The 19,193-nt window shown below is 62.9% G+C and carries 18 protein-coding genes; 8 read left to right on the top strand and 10 right to left on the bottom strand.

What is annotated here, in order from left to right; genetic code table 11:
* The first annotated feature begins 19 nt into the window (after positions 1–19).
* From CIT31_RS26335 to CIT31_RS26320, 4 genes are all read left to right on the top strand, one after another.
* Positions 20–1,543 (top strand): serine hydrolase, encoded by a 1,524-nt coding sequence (locus tag CIT31_RS26335; protein ID WP_095520981.1) that lies wholly within the window; start codon positions 20–22, stop codon positions 1,541–1,543.
* Between the two features lie 165 nt (positions 1,544–1,708).
* Complete coding sequence (locus tag CIT31_RS26330; RefSeq protein ID WP_095520980.1) at positions 1,709–2,683, top strand: nucleoside hydrolase; 975 nt, start codon at positions 1,709–1,711, stop codon at positions 2,681–2,683.
* 111 nt (positions 2,684–2,794) lie between these two features.
* Positions 2,795–3,226, top strand: a complete 432-nt coding sequence (locus CIT31_RS26325) for a DOPA 4,5-dioxygenase family protein (protein ID WP_095520979.1) — start codon at positions 2,795–2,797, stop codon at positions 3,224–3,226.
* Between the two features lie 220 nt (positions 3,227–3,446).
* Positions 3,447–5,225 (top strand): adenylate/guanylate cyclase domain-containing protein, encoded by a 1,779-nt coding sequence (locus CIT31_RS26320; RefSeq protein ID WP_095520978.1) that lies wholly within the window; start codon positions 3,447–3,449, stop codon positions 5,223–5,225.
* A 62-nt stretch (positions 5,226–5,287) separates the two neighbouring features.
* Here the strand turns inward: CIT31_RS26320 and CIT31_RS26315 are convergent, their stop codons facing one another.
* The 6 genes from CIT31_RS26315 to CIT31_RS26290 all read right to left on the bottom strand — a co-directional run bounded on the left by CIT31_RS26315 (position 5,288) and on the right by CIT31_RS26290 (position 10,911).
* Entirely contained in the window at positions 5,288–5,533 is a 246-nt protein-coding gene (locus CIT31_RS26315; RefSeq protein ID WP_095520977.1) for a MoaD/ThiS family protein, read from the bottom strand.
* Entirely contained in the window at positions 5,533–7,797 is a 2,265-nt protein-coding gene (locus CIT31_RS26310; protein ID WP_095520976.1) for a xanthine dehydrogenase family protein molybdopterin-binding subunit, read from the bottom strand. The genes CIT31_RS26315 and CIT31_RS26310 overlap by 1 nt, the downstream gene beginning before the upstream one ends.
* 2 nt (positions 7,798–7,799) lie before the next feature.
* Positions 7,800–8,276: a (2Fe-2S)-binding protein gene (locus CIT31_RS26305; RefSeq protein ID WP_095521021.1), complete on the bottom strand. Its 477-nt coding sequence runs from the start codon at positions 8,274–8,276 to the stop codon at positions 7,800–7,802.
* Complete coding sequence (locus tag CIT31_RS26300) at positions 8,276–9,136, bottom strand: FAD binding domain-containing protein (RefSeq protein WP_065008610.1); 861 nt, start codon at positions 9,134–9,136, stop codon at positions 8,276–8,278. The genes CIT31_RS26305 and CIT31_RS26300 overlap by 1 nt, the downstream gene beginning before the upstream one ends.
* A gap of 306 nt (positions 9,137–9,442) precedes the next feature.
* Positions 9,443–10,384 (bottom strand): hypothetical protein, encoded by a 942-nt coding sequence (locus CIT31_RS26295; protein ID WP_095520975.1) that lies wholly within the window; start codon positions 10,382–10,384, stop codon positions 9,443–9,445.
* Between the two features lie 95 nt (positions 10,385–10,479).
* Entirely contained in the window at positions 10,480–10,911 is a 432-nt protein-coding gene (locus tag CIT31_RS26290) for a dihydrofolate reductase (RefSeq protein ID WP_095520974.1), read from the bottom strand.
* 425 nt (positions 10,912–11,336) lie between these two features.
* On the opposite strand from CIT31_RS26290, the gene CIT31_RS26280 reads away from it, so the two are divergent.
* On the top strand, positions 11,337–11,636 hold the full coding sequence (locus CIT31_RS26280; protein WP_133116209.1) for a hypothetical protein: 300 nt from the start codon (positions 11,337–11,339) through the stop codon (positions 11,634–11,636).
* A gap of 128 nt (positions 11,637–11,764) precedes the next feature.
* Here the strand turns inward: CIT31_RS26280 and CIT31_RS26275 are convergent, their stop codons facing one another.
* From CIT31_RS26275 to CIT31_RS26250, 4 genes are all read right to left on the bottom strand, one after another.
* Complete coding sequence (locus tag CIT31_RS26275) at positions 11,765–12,313, bottom strand: dihydrofolate reductase family protein (RefSeq protein WP_095520971.1); 549 nt, start codon at positions 12,311–12,313, stop codon at positions 11,765–11,767.
* Positions 12,314–12,544: 231 nt separating this feature from the next.
* Positions 12,545–13,471: an SRPBCC family protein gene (locus CIT31_RS26265; RefSeq protein ID WP_095520970.1), complete on the bottom strand. Its 927-nt coding sequence runs from the start codon at positions 13,469–13,471 to the stop codon at positions 12,545–12,547.
* Positions 13,468–13,809, bottom strand: a complete 342-nt coding sequence (locus CIT31_RS26260; protein ID WP_095520969.1) for an ArsR/SmtB family transcription factor — start codon at positions 13,807–13,809, stop codon at positions 13,468–13,470. Before CIT31_RS26260 ends, CIT31_RS26265 begins: the two co-directional genes overlap by 4 nt.
* A 517-nt stretch (positions 13,810–14,326) precedes the next feature.
* Positions 14,327–14,959, bottom strand: a complete 633-nt coding sequence (locus CIT31_RS26250; RefSeq protein WP_095521020.1) for a TetR/AcrR family transcriptional regulator — start codon at positions 14,957–14,959, stop codon at positions 14,327–14,329.
* Between the two features lie 371 nt (positions 14,960–15,330).
* On the opposite strand from CIT31_RS26250, the gene CIT31_RS26245 reads away from it, so the two are divergent.
* From CIT31_RS26245 to CIT31_RS26235, 3 genes are read left to right on the top strand one after another with little or no spacing between them, the layout of a single operon-like run.
* Entirely contained in the window at positions 15,331–15,834 is a 504-nt protein-coding gene (locus CIT31_RS26245; RefSeq protein WP_095520968.1) for a (2Fe-2S)-binding protein, read from the top strand.
* The gene (locus tag CIT31_RS26240) at positions 15,831–16,814 is read left to right on the top strand and encodes an FAD binding domain-containing protein (RefSeq protein WP_095520967.1); all 984 of its coding nucleotides are present in this window, start codon (positions 15,831–15,833) and stop codon (positions 16,812–16,814) included. Before CIT31_RS26245 ends, CIT31_RS26240 begins: the two co-directional genes overlap by 4 nt.
* Positions 16,811–19,132 (top strand): xanthine dehydrogenase family protein molybdopterin-binding subunit, encoded by a 2,322-nt coding sequence (locus CIT31_RS26235; RefSeq protein ID WP_095520966.1) that lies wholly within the window; start codon positions 16,811–16,813, stop codon positions 19,130–19,132. The genes CIT31_RS26240 and CIT31_RS26235 overlap by 4 nt, the downstream gene beginning before the upstream one ends.
* The last annotated feature ends 61 nt before the right edge of the window (positions 19,133–19,193 follow it).

Below are 19,193 nucleotides of genomic sequence, written 5' to 3'. Positions count from 1 at the left end.
GACTTTCCGCCGTTGGGGGATGCGGGCCTTCATCGCCGTCATGGTGCTTTCGCCGCATGCGGCGTCGGCCGACACCATTACGCCTGACCGGATCGCGGCAGCCCTGTCGAAGCTCGAGGCACTCGCTAAAGGCGTCGTCGCGGATGGCGGGGTGCCTGGTCTCGCCATCGGGGTCGTGCATGACGACAAAGTGGTCTTCCTCAAGGGTTTCGGGCATCGCGAGGCCGGCAAACCGGAGGCCGTCGATGCCGACACGGTGTTCCAGATCGCCTCGCTCTCCAAGCCGGTCTCAGCAACGATAGTGGCGGCACTGGTCAGCGACGAGATTGTTTCCTGGGATACGAAAATCGCCGATCTCGATCCGGCCTTCCGGCTGTCCGAGCCCTATCCGACCAGCGAACTCACGGTTCGCGACCTGTTTTCGCACCGCAGCGGACTTCCCGGCACCGCCGGAGACGACCTCGAGGACATTGGCTATGACCGCGCGGAGATACTGCGCCGGCTGCGGTTCGTGTCGCCATCGTCGAGCTTTCGTGCCGGCTACTCATACAGCAATTTCGGACTGACCGAGGGTGCCGTCGCGGCCGCGAAGCCGACAGGCAAGCCCTGGGAGGAGGTCGCCGAGGAGAAGCTCTACCGTCCGCTTGGAATGGCGTCGACCAGCTCCCGTCATGCGGACTTCATCAAGCACGCCAATCGCGCCGCGCTCCACGTCAAGGTCGATGGCGTCTGGGCCGCGAAGGTAAAGCGCGATCCGGATGCGCAGTCGCCGGCGGGCGGCGTCAGCTCCACGGCACGCGATCTCTCGCAATGGGTGCGCCTGATGCTCGGCAATGGGGTCTATGCGGGCGAGACACTCATTAAAGCCGACGCGCTGGACCAGACGCATGTTCCGCTGATGGCGCGCGGCAAGAACCCCGTCTCAGGCGGCGAGTCCTTCTACGGCCTCGGCTGGAATGTCGAATTCGGCCGGCATGGTCTGAGCTGGGGTCATGCCGGCGCGTTCAGCGTCGGCGCCCGCACCCTGGTGACGCTCTTCCCGGAGGAGAAGCTTGGCATCGTCATCGTCGCCAACGCCTTTTCGACAGGGGTGCCGGAAGGGCTGTCCGACAGCTTCGCCGATCTCGTCTTTGATGGAGCGGTCGAGAAGGATTGGGTCAAGGCATGGGATGATACCTATGCGAGCCTGTTCGGCCCGGCGGTCGCGGCGGCCAAGGCCACCTATGCCGCGCCACCGTCTCCGGCAAGGCCGGCCGGGCCGGCCAGTGCCTATGCAGGCCGTTACTTCAACGACTTCATCGGCGATGCGGTCGTGTCGAGTGCGGGGGATGCTCTTGTGCTCAAGGTCGGGCCGGCCGGCGCGCGGTCCTATTCATTGAAGCATTTCGACGGCGACCTGTTCCTGACCTTCCCGGACGCCGAGACGCCGGATGCGCCGTCTGGCGTAAGTTTCGTCATCGGCCCCGACGGCAAGGCGGCGGCCGTGACGGTGGAATTTCTCGACGGCAATCATCTGGGCACGCTGACGCGCGTGGGTGACTAGGGCCAAATGGTGGTCAGACGGTTGTCGGCTTCGCCGAGACGGAGCGGGGGCCGCGCCGGCGTTCGCGATGCGGCGCTCAGCTCCAAGCCGATTGACAACCTTGACGGTCCCAGCCGCCGCAGTCTGTAATCGCCACAGACCCGGCCGGACAGAAAGGCGCTATCCATGGAAAAGATCATTCTGGACTGCGACCCGGGGCACGACGATGCCATCGCCATCCTGCTGGCGGCCGGCAACCCGAACATCGACCTTCTCGGCATCACCACGGTTTCGGGCAACCACAATGTCGAGAACACCACGCGCAATGCGCTGGCCGTATGCACGGCTTACGGCATCAAGGTGCCGGTCGCGAAGGGCTCTCCCGGCCCGCTCATCATCGACCAGGTGCTGGCCGTCGAGATTCATGGCGATACCGGGCTCGACGGCCCCGTGCTGCCGCCCGCCTCGTTCGAGCTCGACAGGCGGCATGCCGTCGACTTCATCATCGACACGGTCATGGCGCATGAGCCGAAGACCGTCACGCTGGTACCCGTCGGCCCCTACACCAACATCGCACTCGCCATCCGCAAGGAGCCGCGCATCATCAAGCGGGTGAAGCGGGTCGTCGCGATGGGGGGAAGCTATACCAGGGGCAACATCACCCCCGCGGCGGAATTCAACGTCTATGCCGACCCTGAGGCCGCCGATGTGGTGTTCCGTGCCGATTGGGACGTCACCATGGTGGGGCTCGACCTCACGCACCAGGCGCAGGCCACCCCGGAATTGCAGGACAGGGTGCGCGCCGTCGGCGGCCCGATCGCCAAATTCATCCTCGATATCTGGGAGTTCATAGCGACCACGCATGGCGGCCTCCTGCAGATCGCGTATCCCGCCGTCCATGACGCATGCTGCGTCGCGGCCATGATCGACCCGAGCGTCTTCACCACCGAGAAGGCCGATATCCGCGTCGAGATTGCCGGCCGGTGGACCAAGGGCATGACGGTGTGCAATTTCGAGAAGATGGGCGGCATGCATCATTTCGGCGGCACGGCGAGCGAGCAGACCGACTTCCGCCACACTGTGGCGATGAAGCTCGACCATGCGAAATTCTGTGACCTGATCGTCGATGCGCTTGAGCGCCTCACCAGGCAAAAGGCGTGAGCCACGTCGCAATTCCAGGAAAAGTGTGAAACCATTTTCCGTCCGCAATTGCGGCAAAGAGAGCTAGGCGCGACAATCACTCAATGGAACATCGGGGCATCGAGCAGTAAAGTGAACGAAAAAGCCAGTCCCAGATCGTCCAGCTCAAGGCAAATCGCGGAGATCGCCAGCTATCACGCCCATGTCTACTATGACGGGCCGGCCGAGCGGCAGCATGCCGAATGGCTGCGCCTGCGCATCGGCGAACGTTTCCGTGTGCGCCTGGGCAATTGGCGCGACGAGCCGGTCGGCCCGCATGAGCAGGCCATGTACCAGGTCTCGTTCGCCACCGAGATTTTCGCTTCGCTGGTTCCCTGGCTGATGCTGAACCACGGCGGCCTGAGCATCCTCATTCACCCCAACACTACCAACCCCAAACGCGACCATTTGGTCGACCCGATCTGGATCGGCCGGCCGCTGGGCGTGCACGGCGAGGTGCTTGGCGAGCAGGACGAGGCGGAAGAGGCGCTGGAGGTGAATACGCAGCCGACGTTGGGGGCTTAGGGGAGGGCGAATTTATTGCTGGTGGCGGCCCGACTTGGCCTGACGAAAACTGTCTGCCTTGGGGCCGAAAGCAGACTGGCAGCTTCTGGGCTCATATCTTTAGTCTGCGGACTTTCGGCATCGTAGTGACCTGACCCGATGCGAAACAACAACCTTACATGGACTCCAAGGTCGCGGGCAAATAGAATGAATACCGGGCTTGTTAGGAGCATTCGCCCAAATGGCCGAAGAACTCACTCGACGCCGTCTCGCCGCCATTCTGGCCGCGGACGTGGTCGGGTTTAGTCGCCTCATGGAACGGGACGAGACAACCACATTAGCGACGCTTAAGGCGCGGCGGAAGCGGGTGTTGGAGCCTCTTGTTTCCCAGTATCACGGGCGCATCTTTAAGATCACCGGCGACGGCGCCCTGATTGAGTTCACCAGCGCTGTCAAGGCTGTGCAGTGCGCGATCCAATTGCAGCGCAACATGGGTGAGGCGAATCGTGAGTTGCCAGAGGCTCGCCACATCGTGCTGCGCATCGGCGTGAATTTGGGCGACGTTATCGTTGAGGGGAGTGACCTTTATGGTGACGGTGTCAATATCTCATCACGCCTAGAAGGAATCGCTGAGCCTGGTGGCGTGCTGGTTTCCGGCACTGCATTCGACTATGTCAGAAATAAGGTCGATGCGAACTTCGAAGATCTCGGTATACAAAAGCTGAAGAACATTTCCGAACCAGTGCGTGTCTACCGGGTTGTCGGCATGCCGCGAGCAACGGTCACAACGCTCGAAGCTCTTATCGACAAACCTTCCATTGCCGTTCTTCCATTTCTCAACGTGAGTACCGACGCGGAGTACGGGTACCTCGCGGATGGCATCGCTGAAGATATCATTACGGAGCTGAGCCGGTTCCGCTCGTTCTGTGTCATCGCCCGGAACTCGTCGTTCGTATACAAGAACCGATCGGCCAACGTGCGCGATATTGGCCGCGAACTCGGGGTTCAGTACCTTCTTGAGGGAAGTGTGCGACGAGCACGTGATCAAATCCGGGTTACAGCCCAACTCGTCGACGCCGCCACTGGCAAGCATTTATGGGCCGAGCACTACGATCGGAATATTGAGGACATCTTCAGTGTGCAGGATGAGATCACGTGCACGATTGTAGCGAGCCTTCCTGGCCACTTGGAAGGAGCCGAGCGGGCGCGTGCCCTGCAGCGGCCAACCGAAAGTTTTTCCGCATACGACCATTGGCTCCGCGGCAGACATTTCCTGAACAAAGGTAGGTCTAAAGACGACGTCCTGGAGGCGAGATCACATTTTGAGAAGGCTATTGAGCTCGATCCATCCTACGCATCTGCCTACGTCGACCTGGCGCAATCATACTACGCCGAATATCATTCGCCGTGGACGGTGTCGCGGGAAGCTGCGGCCGATCGGATACTTGAGTTGAGCCACCGGGCGGTCGAACTAGATCCGCATGATAGCCGGACGCACCTGGAATTGGCGTGGAGCTACCTGGAGGTGAAGGGCGATTGGGACCTCGCCCAAATACAGGTTGAACAGGCGCTGGCACTGAATCCCAACGACTATTACAATTACTGCTTCAGCGGTTGGCTCCATGCGTGCTCGGGTGAGTTGGAACATGCCATGGCCTGCTCTGACGAGGCACTGCGGCGCAGCCCTCTGGTTTCGGACGGTTGCTTAGAAACCCGCCTCGTGGCCGAATACCTTGCTGGGAACTATCACGGATCGGTTGCAGCATTTGGGCGAATGCTACATCCCAGTCTGACGTGCTATGCATGGATGGCGGCTGCTTACGCTCAGCTTGGTCGCGCCAAGGAAGCAAACGAAATGGCAGATGCGTTTCGCAGGCGTGTTGAGATTGTGCCTTGGGCGCCGCAAAGCGATAGTTCGGATGAATGGCGCCAATATTGGGCAAGCGAATTTCGAGCAAAAGATTTGGCAGCTCGCGAACACCTGTTCGATGGACTTCGGAAGGCTGGTCTTTCGGTCTGACGGTTAACGGCCGCTTCATGGCGCAAAGCTGCCATTCTATATACCGCGCGTCCTCGTCCCACTCACCCCCCAGCCAACCTCGGCAGCAGGAAAATCTCCGCCCCCTCGGGCAGTTCCTTCGACCAGGTGTCGCGATAAATCACCCCGTCGATAGCGACTGCGATGCCGCGGTCGATGTAGGGCTCGAGGCCGGGATACTGCTCAGCCAACTTCCTGAACAGCTCCCGAATATCCTTCGCCTCGATCTCGACCTTGCTCTTGCCTCCGGCGATTGCGCCGAGAGATCCCCAGAGCGTCACCTCGACCATCAGCCTCCCCGTTCCGCCTCGATCGCCGCGAGAATCCGCGGCGGCGACATCGGGATATGCGTCATGCGCACGCCGGCTGCGTTCGACACCGCATTGGCGATCGCCGCCAGCGGCGGCACGATCGAGGTCTCGCCGACGCCGCGCACCCCGTAAGGATGGTTGGGATTGGGGATCTCGAGGATCTGCGTGTCGATCATCGGCAGGTCCGAGCAGACCGGGATCCGGTAGTCGAGGAAGCCGGGGTTCTGCAGCCGCCCGTCCTTGCCGTAGATATACTCTTCGTTGAGCGCCCAGCCGATGCCTTGCGCAGCACCCCCCTGGTACTGGCCCTCGACATAGGTCGGGTGCACCGCCTTGCCGGCATCCTGGACGACTGTGTAGCGCAGGACCCTCGTGGTGCCGGTCTCCGGATCGACCTCGATATCGCAGATATGGGTGGCGAAGGAGACGCCGGCCCCGTCGGCGACGAGCTCGCTGTGGCCGGCGATCGGCCCGCCCGTTTTTCCTGACGCCGCCGCGATCTCCTTCAGGGACAGCGCCGCAAGGTTGCCGTACTTCTCGCCCTTAGCAATCGCGTGGCCCTTTTCCCAGACCACGTCGTCGACGGGAATGTCCCACATCTGCGCGGCGCGTTCGCGCAGGATCTTGATGGTGTTGCGGGCGGCCGAGATCGTCGCCATCGAGGAGGAGAAGGTGCCGCGGCTGCCGTCCGTCATGTCGTTGTAGCCAAGGCTGGAGGTGTCGGCGACCACCGCCTTGACCTGCTCATAGGCGATGCCGAGTTCCTCCGCCGCCACCAGCGACAGCGACGCGCGGGAACCACCCACATCGACCGTGCCGACGGCAAGCGAGACCGAGCCGTCCATGCCGATGTTGAGGTCGGTGCAGGTCTGGCCGCCGAAGTTGAACCAGAAGCCGCAAGCCATGCCACGGCCCTGGTTCTTGCCCAGCGGAGCCTTCATGTGCGGATGGTTCTTCGCCGCTTCCAGCGTCGGGCCGATGCCGATCGGGCCATATACCGGGCCGTAGGAAGATCTGGTGCCTTCCTGTGCGGCGTTTCTGATCCGGAATTCGACCGGGTCCATGCCGATCTCCTTGGCCAGTTCGTCGATCGCACTTTCCACCGCAAACGCCGCCATCGGCGCCGACGGCGCCCGATAGGCGGCGGTCTTCGGCCGGTTGACCAGCACTTCGTAGCCAACCGTCCTGACGTTCTCGAGCCTGTAGCAGGCGAACGCCGTCATGGCGCCGATCTCGGCCCACATGCCGGCATAGGGGCCGCAGGAATAGCGCAGCGTCGCCTCGGCCGCGGTGATCGTGCCGTCCTTGCGGGCGCCGATCCTGACGTCGATCGAGGTGGCGCTGGTCGGCCCCGAGGCGCGGAACACCTCGTCACGCGTCATCACCAGCTTGACCGGCCGGCCGGCCTTGCGCGCCAGCGCCAGCGCCACCGGCTCGGCCCAGACGTGAGTCTTGCCGCCGAAACCGCCGCCGATCTCCGACGAGGTGACGCGCAGCTTGGAGGCTTCCATGCCAAGCAGTTGGGCGCAGTGCTGGCGGTAGACGAAATGGCCTTGCGTGCAGACCCAAAGGTCGGCGGTGCCGTCGGAGCTGACGCTCGCCACGCAGGCATGAGGCTCGATATAGCCCTGGTGCGTCTGCTCGGTCTTGAAGGAGCGCTTGACGACGAAGTCGGCCTGGCCGAAACCTTCATGGATGTCGCCATGGCCAAACTGCGTGCGCTTGGTGACGTTGGAAGGCTTGACGGGCTTTTCCTCGAGGCCCTCGGTGAAGATGGCGTCGTTAAGTAGGGGTGCCGTGTGCTTCATCGCCTCGTCGACATCGGTCACATGCAGCAGCACCTCATAGTCGACCTCGATCAGCTTCAGCGCCTGCCTTGCCGTGCGGGCGTCGACCGCGGCGACCGCGGCGACCGCATGGCCGTCATAGAGCGCCTTCTTGCGCGCCATGCAGTTGTCGAGGATGTCGTACATGGCGGCATCGCCGTCGGTAAGGTCGGGCAGGTCGGCCGCGGTGATCACCGCCTTCACACCGGCGAGCTTCTCCGCCTTCGCGGTGTCGATCTTCCTGATTTTGGCGTGGGGGTGCGGGCTTCTCAGAACACGCCCGACCAATTGGCCGGCCATGTTGAAGTCCGCGCCGTAGCGGGCGCGGCCCGTCACCTTGTCGACGCCGTCGGGGCGGATGGGACGCGTGCCGACGGAGGTGAAACTGCGATTGGAGTAACGCGGATCGAAATTCATCGTCACGCTCCCTTCATCACGCTGGCGGCGTCCTGGACGGCGCGCACGATCTTGTCATAGCCGGTACAGCGGCAGAGGTTCCCGGCGAGGCCGAAGCGGATTTCCTCCTCGGTGGGGTCGGGGTTCTTGGCCAAAAGGTCCTTCGCCGCGATCAGGAAGCCCGGCGTGCAGATGCCGCATTGCAGCGCTGCGTGCTCGAGGAACTTCTGCTGCAGCGGATGCAGCCTGTCGCCATGCGCCATGCCCTCGATGGTCTCGACACGCCGGCCTTCAGCCTCCGCGCCAAGCACCAGGCACGAGCACACCAGCCGGTCGTCGAGAATGATGCTGCAGGCGCCGCAGTCGCCGGTGCCGCAGCCTTCCTTGGCGCCCGTCAGCCCGAGGCGGTCGCGCAGCACGTCGAGCAGCGTCTCGTCCGGTTGGCAAAGGTACTCGACATTGTCGCCGTTGATTGTGGTTGAGACTGCTACACCAGCCATCATTTGCCTCCTGCACGTGCATAGGCGGTCGTGGCGGCCCGCCTGGCCAGCACGCCCGCAACTTTTCTTCTGAACTCGACGGTGCCCCGCTTGTCGTCGATGGGACGGCAGGCCCCGGAGCAGACCTTGGCGAGCCGCTCAAGTGCTGCTTCGTCCAGCTTCCTGCCGATGAGGGCCTCGGTGGCCTCTTCCACCAGCAGCACCGTCGGCGCCACGGCGCCCAGTGCCACGCGGGCCGATTTGACGACACCTTGTTCATCGAGCGTCAGGTTCACCCCGGCGCTGACCACGGCGATGTCCATCTCCGTGCGTGGAATGAAACGCAGATAGGCATCGCCGGAGCGCGGCGCGCGCCTGTCGAGCAGGATCGCCTCGATGATCTCGCCCTTGGCGAGCGACGTCTTGCCCGGCCCGGTCGGCACTGCCTCCACCGCGACGGTGCGCCTGCCTGCTGGCCCGGCTATCAATGCCATAGCGCCGGCGGCTACCAACGCCGGCACGCTGTCGGCTGCCGGCGAGGCGTTGCAAAGATTGCCTGTTATGGTGCAGCGTCCCTGCACCTGTTTCGAGCCGATCAGCTTGGCCGCTTCGACGACGCCCGGCCATTCCCCTTTCAAGGCCGCGCTCTCCCCCATCAAGGCGCAGGAGACCGCCGCACCGATGCTGAAGCCCTCCGCCGTTTCCCTGATTTCGCTGAGCCCATCGATCGCCTTGATGTCGAGGATCAGGTCGGGCTCGATAAAGCCGCCTTTCATCCTGACCAGGAGGTCGCTGCCTCCGGCGAGAATGGCGGCCGTGCCAGACGAGCCGGCCAACTGGCCAACGGCGTCTTCCATTGAAAGCGGACGTATGTAGCGCATCGTCTCCCCTTGATCATCGCAATTCTGTTGGCCTGTTATAGAGCCTTGGATCAGAATGGTCATCCGGTTCTGCATCAGCAGCGATTAGGCCAGGCGCCGCAAATCCGAGTCCCAAGTCTACCCGAACTGGCGTGCGCCCGTGTCGGGATACTCTTGCAGTTCCGTCCGGATCAACCACTTTCTCGTTCCCGATCGACGAGACGAACGGCAACATTCCACCCATATCGACCATCGGCGGTAGCCAGCTAACGGAGTCTGAGTCCTAGAGCCGCAGGGTGGCGGGCCTTTTGCCGGCGCGTTCTCAACTCAGGACGCCGGGTTGAACTGGAGCAATTTGAAACAATCGCCGCTTCCAGACTTCAACTGCGTCAGGAAGCGCTTCGACCGATCGATCCATTCCTGGTGAGACCTGGCATCGGCCTCGATCTCGTTGACCGGTCCAAGGTTGACGAAGCTGCGCCCCTTGCTGAAAAGCCAGCACGCACGGCCGAGAAGTCTCCTGCTGCGCTGGCGCAAGAGGTCGGCATCATAAAAGATGTCGAGCACCTCCTGCTTGATCTTTGCCTCCTTTTCAGGATTTGCGATCGCAACCGCGATCGAGTCTCCGCCGATCGCATCCTGCAGGTCCTTGTAGTCGAGGACGAGCTGAGTGGTGGCATATTTGATCTCGCTCTCATCCTGGACGATGTTGAACCACAGCGCGGGGTCGAGTTCGTTGACGACGAACGATGCTTCGAAATCGCGCGATAGGTTCAGGATCTCGAACGCTTGAACCTCGACGTCGCGCTCTACCAAAAGGATCTCGGCGACCTGCTTGCCGAGTTCCGCCCCGTGGGCGCTGATCGCGGCATTCGTTCCACCGAGTTCGGGGCTGATATAAGGCCCGCCATCATCCAGCAGCGCATCGAATTCGCTGAGGTATTCGACGACGGCGGCACCGCGCGCAATGCGCGCGGCCAGTTTGGCGAGAACCAGCTGCAGCTCCGTTTCGCGTTTGCGCTGGTCCTGATAATTCTGCTGGAAAAAGAAGATGAACAGAGAAACGCCAATACCGATCAGGATCACCCCGAGCTGGGAAAAGATGTTGCGATAATATTCCAGCAGCTTTTCACGATGGCGTATGTCGTGGCGCACATTGTGTGCCACACGAGCATTGACGATCAGCGAAAGGATCAGAAGCCCGGCACCGACCAGGATGAGGCCGCCGATGAGGAAATAGCCTCGCCCTAAGAAGGTGCTGAAATCCATGCGTTTGCCAGCTCGCTGAAGCCCGAGACCGCGCAGGTTAATACCATTCGGCTCCAACACCTACATGTTCGTAGCGGGCGTCAGCATCCGAGCCTTCATTGGTCGCGGTGATTTCCGGCAACGTTGCCACCTCCCGTAAGCCATCTTGCGTCGAACCAGCGGTCTGCCGGCCCGTCATACGGCAGCCGGGTGACATCCCAATGGCTGACGAAGCGCGCGTAGGCGTCCCACACCGGTGGACCGCCGCCGATGAAGACGACACGGCCGGCAAAGCGCCGGAGCGTGTCCTCCGGATCCATGCTGGAGCGAACGACGACAAGTTCCCGATCCGGGCGAGCAAAATCCGGAATGCTTGCGATCGTCTTGGGACCGGCGAGCAAGACGTGCCCTCTGGTGAGGTCGAAAAATCGTGCAACGTCAGCGACAAACTCGGGCGACCGGTTGCCTTCCCACGGAAGGCCACCATCGAGGCCGAGCTGCCCCGCTTGGCCGATGGCACAGACAACCCTAACGACAGTCTTCTTCACGAGTACTCCACCGATAGCCGGTCTGATCCCATTAGCGACGTTTGCACGTCATACGGCGCAACCTGTTTCAGTAAGGGGTTGCGTCCGGCAACCGCCTCAATCGCTAATATTTGCCTCATCTCTTAATCGATCGCGCTGCTCGTTCGCCATTACCCGTGCATCTTCACGTGATTTGAAGGGGCCAAGGGCGCGCCTATCGCGACCCTCGACGTTCACTTTAATATACCAGCGACCGTCCATTTCCTCGACGTCGATCGTTGTCTGCGCACGCTTCGGCAATGAGATGGCACCACTTCTGTCTGCCCGACGTGAGATAAGCATTTCGCGGCACTTCGGGCAAATGCGGCATAGCAAGGTTGCAGCGGTGTTCGGGTGTCGAACGGCCTCCGAAGCGGTTGCCTAATACTTTAGTTGTAATCTCTCACGTGTTTGATATCGTGACGACGGGAGGAATTCAGATGGCGGTGGAGTGCACATCCGCGCCCGATATGGGCGTCTTTTCAACCATTGAACTGGATCTCTTGAGGGGTGTGGTTCGGGAAATTTTGCGGTCCGGCGAAGCGGAGCTTGACAACGAGGACGCCCAAATGATCGCGCGCGCGGTCATCGCAACCTACAAGGACGGCGCCTCGTGTCGCGAGGAATTGCTTGAAGCCGCCCGGGTTGCCGCCAGGCGCTGCGCTCTCGACCATTTTTACGATCGAGCAGTCGGCTTATTCGCATAGGATTTCGCATCTGACGCAATTCAGGGCGGAGTTACTCGTTCTTGCTCCGCTGGCATTCCGCGCACCGGTGCGGAGTCAGGTGCCAGACTTCTGATCAGAGGGCCCGAAGCTCATCGGCCGATCGATCGTCATTGTCTGCTTTCCGGCGCGTAGTGGAGAATGACAACACCTGACTTAAGGGTCCTCGTCTCCAGATGCTTCAGGGGTATCCGGTTCGGGCCGCCCTTGAAGAGCAGCGTGCCTCTCCCGAGAATGACGGGGTTTATCCCGAGGTGATACTCGTCGATCAGGCCGTGCTCCATCAGGGTCGCCGTGAGGTCGGCGCTGCCGAACACGAAGATGTCTCCGCCGTCCCTGGTCTTCAGCTTGGAGACTTCTTCCGCGACATTGCCGTTGAAGAGCTTCGTGTTGTTCCAGTCGACGCTTTTCAGCGTGCGCGAGAAGACCACCTTCTCGATCTTGTTCATGAAGTCCGCGATCCAGCCTTGCTCGGACGGCCAATAGGCTGCCATGAGCTCGTAGGTCACGCGGCCGAAGATCAGCGTGTCGGCCTTTTCCTGGGTCTCACGAATGTAGTTCTCGAGTTCTTCTTCGAAGACGAACCAGCTGATGTCCCTGTCCGGACCTTCGAAGAAGCCGTCGACGGTCACCATGTCCCATATGATCAGTTTTCTCATAGAACCCGCCTCTTCGTATATCCCCTTTGTGAATTCTCGGCCCTATCCCGTGAAGCGGAAGCGCATGTTGGTGATCCGCCCCGGTTCCGGGACCTCGGTCTCCTACAGCCTGACCGGCTCCATGCCGTTCTGGCTGAAGAGGCGGATGCCGTCGCCGATGAGAACGGGCGCGACATGGATGAGGACCTCGTCCACAACCCCTAATTCGAGCCGACGGGAAGTCGCAGCATTTCAGCGGGATGCGACGAAGCGTTCCAGTTTGCCCAGAGTTTGCAATCCCAGTTCCACGGCACCGAAGCCCTTCGCCTCCTGGAACTCGGCAGCCGTGCTGAATACCATGCCCAGCGTTACCTTTGTTGCCCCGTCCTGATCCTCGAACGAGGCCCAGGCGTCGGCATGTTTCGGCCCGTTCTCGCCCCAATGCAGCGTATAGCCGATCCTCTCCTCGGGCCGGACCTCGTTATAGAGATGGTGGTTCGGGAAGACCGTGCCATCAGGCGCGATCATGTCGAAAACCCATTCGCCGCCCGTTCGCAAGTCGATCCTCTTCGTTCGACAGGAGAAGCCTTCCGGCCCCCACCATTGCGGCAGCGTTTCAGGGTTCATCCACGCGCCCCACACGATGGATCGCGGCGCCTGGATTACCCGCTGCAGCACCATGGTTCGTTCGGCCGCGCCCGCGAGGTTGTCCAGGCCGGCACCAAAGCCTGCCCGGTAGCCTGCTTCCATGTCCTGCGCCAGCGATGAAAGTTGCACCGTCACGACCAGCCGGCTGCGCTCGTGCGTGCCTGAAAGATTTGCCGTCACCAGCGCTGCTGATTGCGTCACGCCTTCGCACGAGATCACCTCATAGTTCACGCTGCACACCGCTGGCTGCAGCGCAAGCCAGCCATTCTCGCAGCGGATGTCAGGCTGGTCCTCTACCTTGCAGAGCGAGATCTCGCGTCCACCCACCCTGGTGTCGGCCTCCAAGAACTCCACGGTAACCGAGGCTGATGGCGCAGCCCAGATCGCCCGCGCGACCGGGGCGGTCCATGCCTCCCACAGTACGGCCAATGGCGCGGCTACGTCCCGTTCGAAGGTGAGTGTCGCAAAGCGGCTTTTCCTATCATCAGGCACCGCACGGGTCGCACTGTTTGAAGCGACGTTCTGTGTCATTCTGCGCGCTCCTTCATCACATTCATCACAAATGCGTCCAACCGGTCGAGCCGAGCCTCCCAGATGGCCCGCTGCTCATCGAGCCATGACCGCACCGGGTCCAGAGCCTCGGGCACGATGGCGCAGGTGCGTATCCGCCCGTCCTTGGAGGTGGAGATCAACCCTGCCTCCTCCAGTACGGAAAGGTGCCGCATCACCGTGGGCAGACGCAGTCCCGTGGGACCAGCGAGATCCGTCACCTGCGCAGGTGTTTCGGCAAGCCGGGTCAGGATCGACCGGCGAGTCGGATCAGCGAGCGCGTGGAAGAGCAGCGATAGATCAGGATCATGCTTAGCCATGTCGCTAACTATCGCCCATTTGCCGGTGGCGCAAGCGAAAACTTCGTCAAGTCGCTAAGTTTTTTTCCGTTCTTGGAGCAGGCGGCTTCCGTTGCCGAGTCCGCTGAGAAGTTGCTCGCAACGATGCGAGCGCACCCCGATGCCTGCAATCGAAGACAAATTCCTGAAGCCGCCGTTCCGCTTCCCACCAATTTCGGTCAATCCCGATTTATGGGTTCACGTCCTAATACCATTCCGCTTCAACACCTAGATGCTCGTAGGAAGCGCCAACATCGGAAATGACCCAACGCGAACTTCATCTCGCGGCGTGGACCGGGCGCGCACTGCCGAACCCTGGCGTGCGTTGCAGTTGAAGGCACTCGCGGGAAAATCCAGTTCTCCCGCACGCCAGGAACCAGCGTTTGGCAATGGCTTGGTGGCCAATCCAAATCGTTGATCGAAATCCGGCGGAACCAGATCGCTTTCGGATCCTCCACGCCAGTTGAGAGAGCATGGAGGTTCGACTGCAGCCCAGCCTTCACCCGCCACCCTTCGCCGACCTGCCCGCCCCAAACCTCAACCCGTCCATCAGCAGCGATACCAGCCGGCGCGAGCGGTCGCGCCAGTCCTTGGTGTCGGGCGCCGAATAGATGCCGCCCAGCGCGTGCAGAACGTCCGATGCGTCGACGTCGCTGCGGATCGAGCCGTCGGCCACCGCCGCCTCGATCAGCCGTCGCAAGGCAAGCGTCACCCTGCCCGAAACGTCGGAGAACAAGGTGGAATTGGTGTTGAGCAAGATACGCAGGCTTGTCGCCAGCCCGCGCTTGGTGGCGATGTAGTCGACGAAGCGCTGCATCCATTGTTCGAGCGCGACGTCCGGCGAATGGTGAAGGGCGAGCTCGTCGGCGGCCTGGCACAGGCCTTCCACTTCGCGCCGGTAGACCACCTCGACCAGATGCTCGCGCGTCGGAAAGTGCCGGTAGAGCGTGCCGATGCCGACGCCGGCCTGGCGCGCGATCTCCTCCAGCGAGGCATCAACGCCATGTGCGGCAAAGGCCACTGCTGCGACCTCGACCAGCATGTCGCGGTTGCGCTGCGCATCGGCGCGCAACGGTTTTGCCGCTGTCGCGTCGGGCTTGTCTTTGGCGGTTGCAGGCGGCTGCGAAGCCAATTTTTTCTCCACTGCGAATACGGGGCTTGAACTCGACCGGTTCAGCCCCCACGTAATAAACGGAGGCGCCTCCGTTTTAGTGGAGCACCTTTATCATATAATCAGGGGACCGGCATGTCACGTGTTGAGAGCTTGCAAGTCGGAGAGAGCGTGATCTCCCCCCTTGTGGGGGAGATGTCGCCAAAGGCGACAGCGGGGGTCGGTTGGACCGGACGCGACCTCCTCCCTTGCGACAGTGCAGGTTGGCGCTTTACGCAAGGCGACCCCCTCTGGCCTGCCGGCCATCTCCCCCTCAAGGGGGGAGATTAGCCCCTCACCATCCCTTGGTGCTCTTGCCGCACCGCGTCAAGCAACTGGAGCCAGACGCCCCCATGACAAGCAAAACCCGAATTCCCATCCACCTTCAAATCAACGGACATCGCCATGAACTGGAGGTCGAGCCGCGCGTCACGCTGCTCGACGCCCTGCGCGACCATCTCGGCCTGACTGGGACCAAGAAGGGCTGCGACCAGGGCCAATGCGGCGCCTGCACAGTGCATGTCGACGGCCAGCGCGTGCTGGCCTGCCTGACGCTCGCTGCCCAGGCTGAGGGCAGGGCGGTCAGCACCATCGAAGGGCTTGCCGAGGGCGACGGCACGCTGCACGCGGTGCAGGCCGCCTTTCTCGAACAGGACGCCTTCCAGTGCGGTTACTGCACGCCGGGCCAGATCATGTCGGCGGTCGCCTGCATCAGCGAAGGCCATGCCGGTTCGGATGACGAGATCCGCGAATATATGGCCGGCAATCTCTGCCGCTGCGGCGCCTATCCGCACATCGTCGCCGCCGTTCGCCAGGCGGCACTGGAGGTTGCGTCATCCATGGAGACCGCGTCATGAGGGATTTTTCGTATCTGCGCGCCAATTCCGTCGATGCGGCACGCCAGGCGGCGGCGCTGCCCGGCGCCATGCTGCTGGCCGGCGGCACGACGCTCGTCGATCTCGCCAAATGCGGCGTCGCCGAACCCGACACCGTGGTCGACATCACTCATCTCAAGGGACTGGATAGGATCACGGTCGACGACCGGGGCGCCATGATCGGCGCGCTGGCAAAGATGAGCAGCGTCGCCGACCATGCCGCCATCAAGAGCCGGTTCCCTGCCGTTTCGGAAGCGCTGTGGCAGGCGGCTTCGGCGCAGCTCCGCAACATGGCGACCATCGGCGGCAATCTGATGCAGCGCACTCGCTGTCCGTATTTCCGCGATCCGGCGAATTTTCCCGCCTGTAACAAGCGCACGCCCGGCAGCGGCTGCTCGGCGATCGGCGGGGTCACCCGTGGCCATGCCGTGCTCGGCACCAGCGAGACCTGCATCGCCACCTATCCGGGCGATCTGGCGACGGCGCTGGTCGCCTTCGACGCAACAGTCCACCTCGGCGACCGCCAGGTCGGGGTCGACGACTTTTTTCTGCTGCCGGGCGCCACGCCCGACAGGGAGCATGCGATCGCGCCAGGTGAGGTGATCACCGCGATCAGCATTCCTGCTTCCCCTGCCGCCCAGCGCTCGACCTATCTGAAAATCCGCGACCGGCAATCCTACGAATTCGCTGCCGCAAGTGCCGCCGTCGGCATCGAGTTCGAGGCGGACGGAAGGACGATCAAGGATTTGCGCGTGGCGCTCGGCGGCGTTGCCACCAAGCCATGGCGCGCACGCGCCGTCGAAGAGGCGCTGAAAGGCAAGGTTCTGGAATCTGATACGGTCCGGCGCGCCAGCCTGCTCGCCATCGAGGGCGCCGTCGACCACGGCGCCAACCAATACAAGATCGAACTGGCGCCGCGCGTCGTCGCCCGCGCCATCCTCAAAGTGGGAGAAACGGCATGACCGTTCACGAGTTGAGAACAAGACATGATGATTCGAAGAGGGGCGACGCATCGGACGGCGCCGTCGTCGCGGACCAGGTTGGCGGGCGGCTGTCGCGCGTCGATGGCCCGGCCAAGATCACCGGCGCCGCGAAATACGCGGTCGAGCAGCAGCTCGAAGGGCTGAGCCACGCCGTTCTCGTCGAGAGCACGATTGCGGCCGGCAAGGTGCGTTCGATTGACACGGCAGCGGCTGAAAGCGCGCCGGGCGTGGTTCTGGTGCTGACGCCGGACAATGCGTTGCGCCTCAACACCGCAACGGACTGGCTGGGCACGCCGCCGCCGGATGTTCCCTATTGTCCGCTGGCGCGCAACATCACCTTCAGTGGTCAGCACGTCGCGGCGGTGGTGGCCGAGAGTTTCGAGCAGGCCGTCGCGGCTGCAGCGCTGGTCAGGGTCGCCTATGACGAGACGCCGGCCATCGTCGACCTTAGCGATGCGAAGGCCGGCGACGGCATTCCGATCGACGCGATGACGAACGAGTGGGGCGATGCGCAGGCGGCTTTCGCCGCCGCCCCGGTGCGGATCTGCGCCGCCTACAACACGCCGCGCGAATACCAGGCGCCGATGGAACCGCATGGGCTGATCGCGCACTGGCAGGGCGACCGGCTGACGGTGTGGGAGCCCAGCCAATGGCTCGACGGCATGGCGCGGACCTATGCCGAATGGTTCGGCGTGCCGTTCGAGAATGTGCGCCTGGTCTCGCCCTTTATCGGCGGCGGCTTCGGCTCCAAGGCGTTCGCCTACGGCTACGGCGCGGTGGCGGCGATGGCCGCGAAAATGCTGGAACGGCCGGTGAAACTCGCGGTCACCAGGCCGCAGACCTTCACCGCCTATGGCGGACGGGCGGCGACACGTCAGACGGTGGCGCTCGGCGCCGACGCCGAGGGAAAGATCCAGTCGATCGTCCATCGCGGCGTCAACGAGACCTCGGTCGACGGCATGTGGGTCGAGCCGCTCGGTTCAGTCACCTCGATCATGTATGCGACGCCGAACTTCTCGTCGCGGCAGAATGTCGTGCGGGTCAACACCGTGGCGCCGGGCGCTTTGCGCGCCCCGGGCGAGAACCCGAGCGCCTTCGGCATCGAAAGCGCGATCGACGAACTCGCCTATGAAGTCGGCATCGATCCGCTGGAAATCCGGCTCAGGAACTATGCCGAGCAGGATCCGGAGGCGAAAAAGCCGTGGTCGACACGGCAGCTGCGCGAGGCCTACGCTGCCGGTGCCGAGGCCTTCGGCTGGTCGAGGCGCTCGCCAGAGCCACGCTCGATGCGCGACGGCAACCAGCTGATCGGCTGGGGAGTCGCCGCCGGCACCTATCCGGTGCGGCGCGCCTATGGCGAGGCGATGGTGCGCATTCTCGCCGACGGCTCGGTCGAGGTCGAAAGCTCGAGCATCGACATGGGGCAGGGCACTTATACGATCCTGGCGCAGACCGCCGCCGAAGTGGTGGGCGTGCGGGCTGAGAACGTCGTGGTGAAGCTGGGTGACTCCCGCTACGCCCGCGCCGGCGTCACCGGCGGTTCGCGGCTGGCCGGCGTGATGACCGGCGCCGTGCACAAGGCGGCGACTGCCGCGCTCGATGAGCTGGTCGGGCTGGCGATCAGCGATCCAAATTCGCCGTTCCATGCACTGCAGGCCAACACGCTGGTCGTCGCTGAGGGCCGCATAAAGTCGCCGCGCGGCGAGGGGCCTGAGGTCTCCATCGCCGAGCTGCTCGCCAGCGTCGGACGCGAGCAGATTGAGGCGATGGGCGACACCATGCCGGCCAACTCGACGGCGGAGGATCGCTACAAGAACTACACGACCATCGCGACGGCGCTGTCGCACACCGAAGGCGACTATTCCCGCCACAGCTGGTGCGCGCATTTCGTCGAGGTGCGCGTCGACCAGGACTTTGGCACGGTGCGCGTGTCGCGCGTGGTGTCGGCGCTGGATTCGGGCCGGCTCTACAATCCCAAGCTCGCCGAAAGCCAGTGGAAGGGCGGCATCATCATGGGCATCGGCCAGGCGCTGCTGGAGGAAGGCATCGTCGACCGCCGCCACGGCCGCATCGTCAACAACAACTTGGCCGACTATCTCATCGCGACCAATGCCGACATTCCCGACATCGAGGTGATCTCGGTCGGCATCCCCGACCCGCATTCCTCGGCGCTCGGCGGCAAGGGTGTGGGCGAACTCGGCATCGTCGGCGTGGCGCCGGCGATCGCCAATGCGGTGTTCCACGCTACCGGCAAAAGGGTGCGGGATTTGCCGATCACGCTGGAGAAGCTGATTTAGAGGGGAGGGTCGTGCGAAGCGCCCCCCTCTGCCCTGCCGGGTATCTCCCCCTCGAGGGGGA

It is taken from the genome of Mesorhizobium wenxiniae (assembly GCF_002284535.1).
In the GTDB taxonomy this organism is placed as follows: Bacteria; Pseudomonadota; Alphaproteobacteria; order Rhizobiales; family Rhizobiaceae; genus Mesorhizobium; species Mesorhizobium wenxiniae.
This window is presented reverse-complemented; position numbering and strand designations above follow the sequence as displayed.

Bases quoted from the DNA above. Each gene is read 5' to 3' on its own strand.
- CIT31_RS26335 (WP_095520981.1), top strand. From the start codon at position 20: ATGCGGGCCTTCATCGCCGTCATGGTGCTTTCGCCGCATGCGGCGTCG.
- CIT31_RS26330 (WP_095520980.1), top strand. From the start codon at position 1,709: ATGGAAAAGATCATTCTGGACTGCGACCCGGGGCACGACGATGCCATC.
- CIT31_RS26320 (WP_095520978.1), top strand. From the start codon at position 3,447: ATGGCCGAAGAACTCACTCGACGCCGTCTCGCCGCCATTCTGGCCGCG.
- CIT31_RS26315 (WP_095520977.1), bottom strand. From the start codon at position 5,533: ATGGTCGAGGTGACGCTCTGGGGATCTCTCGGCGCAATCGCCGGAGGC.
- CIT31_RS26310 (WP_095520976.1), bottom strand. From the start codon at position 7,797: ATGAATTTCGATCCGCGTTACTCCAATCGCAGTTTCACCTCCGTCGGC.
- CIT31_RS26305 (WP_095521021.1), bottom strand. From the start codon at position 8,276: ATGGCTGGTGTAGCAGTCTCAACCACAATCAACGGCGACAATGTCGAG.
- CIT31_RS26300 (WP_065008610.1), bottom strand. From the start codon at position 9,136: ATGCGCTACATACGTCCGCTTTCAATGGAAGACGCCGTTGGCCAGTTG.
- CIT31_RS26295 (WP_095520975.1), bottom strand. From the start codon at position 10,384: ATGGATTTCAGCACCTTCTTAGGGCGAGGCTATTTCCTCATCGGCGGC.
- CIT31_RS26275 (WP_095520971.1), bottom strand. From the start codon at position 12,313: ATGAGAAAACTGATCATATGGGACATGGTGACCGTCGACGGCTTCTTC.
- CIT31_RS26265 (WP_095520970.1), bottom strand. From the start codon at position 13,471: ATGACACAGAACGTCGCTTCAAACAGTGCGACCCGTGCGGTGCCTGAT.
- CIT31_RS26260 (WP_095520969.1), bottom strand. From the start codon at position 13,809: ATGGCTAAGCATGATCCTGATCTATCGCTGCTCTTCCACGCGCTCGCT.
- CIT31_RS26245 (WP_095520968.1), top strand. From the start codon at position 15,331: ATGACAAGCAAAACCCGAATTCCCATCCACCTTCAAATCAACGGACAT.
- CIT31_RS26240 (WP_095520967.1), top strand. From the start codon at position 15,831: ATGAGGGATTTTTCGTATCTGCGCGCCAATTCCGTCGATGCGGCACGC.
- CIT31_RS26235 (WP_095520966.1), top strand. From the start codon at position 16,811: ATGACCGTTCACGAGTTGAGAACAAGACATGATGATTCGAAGAGGGGC.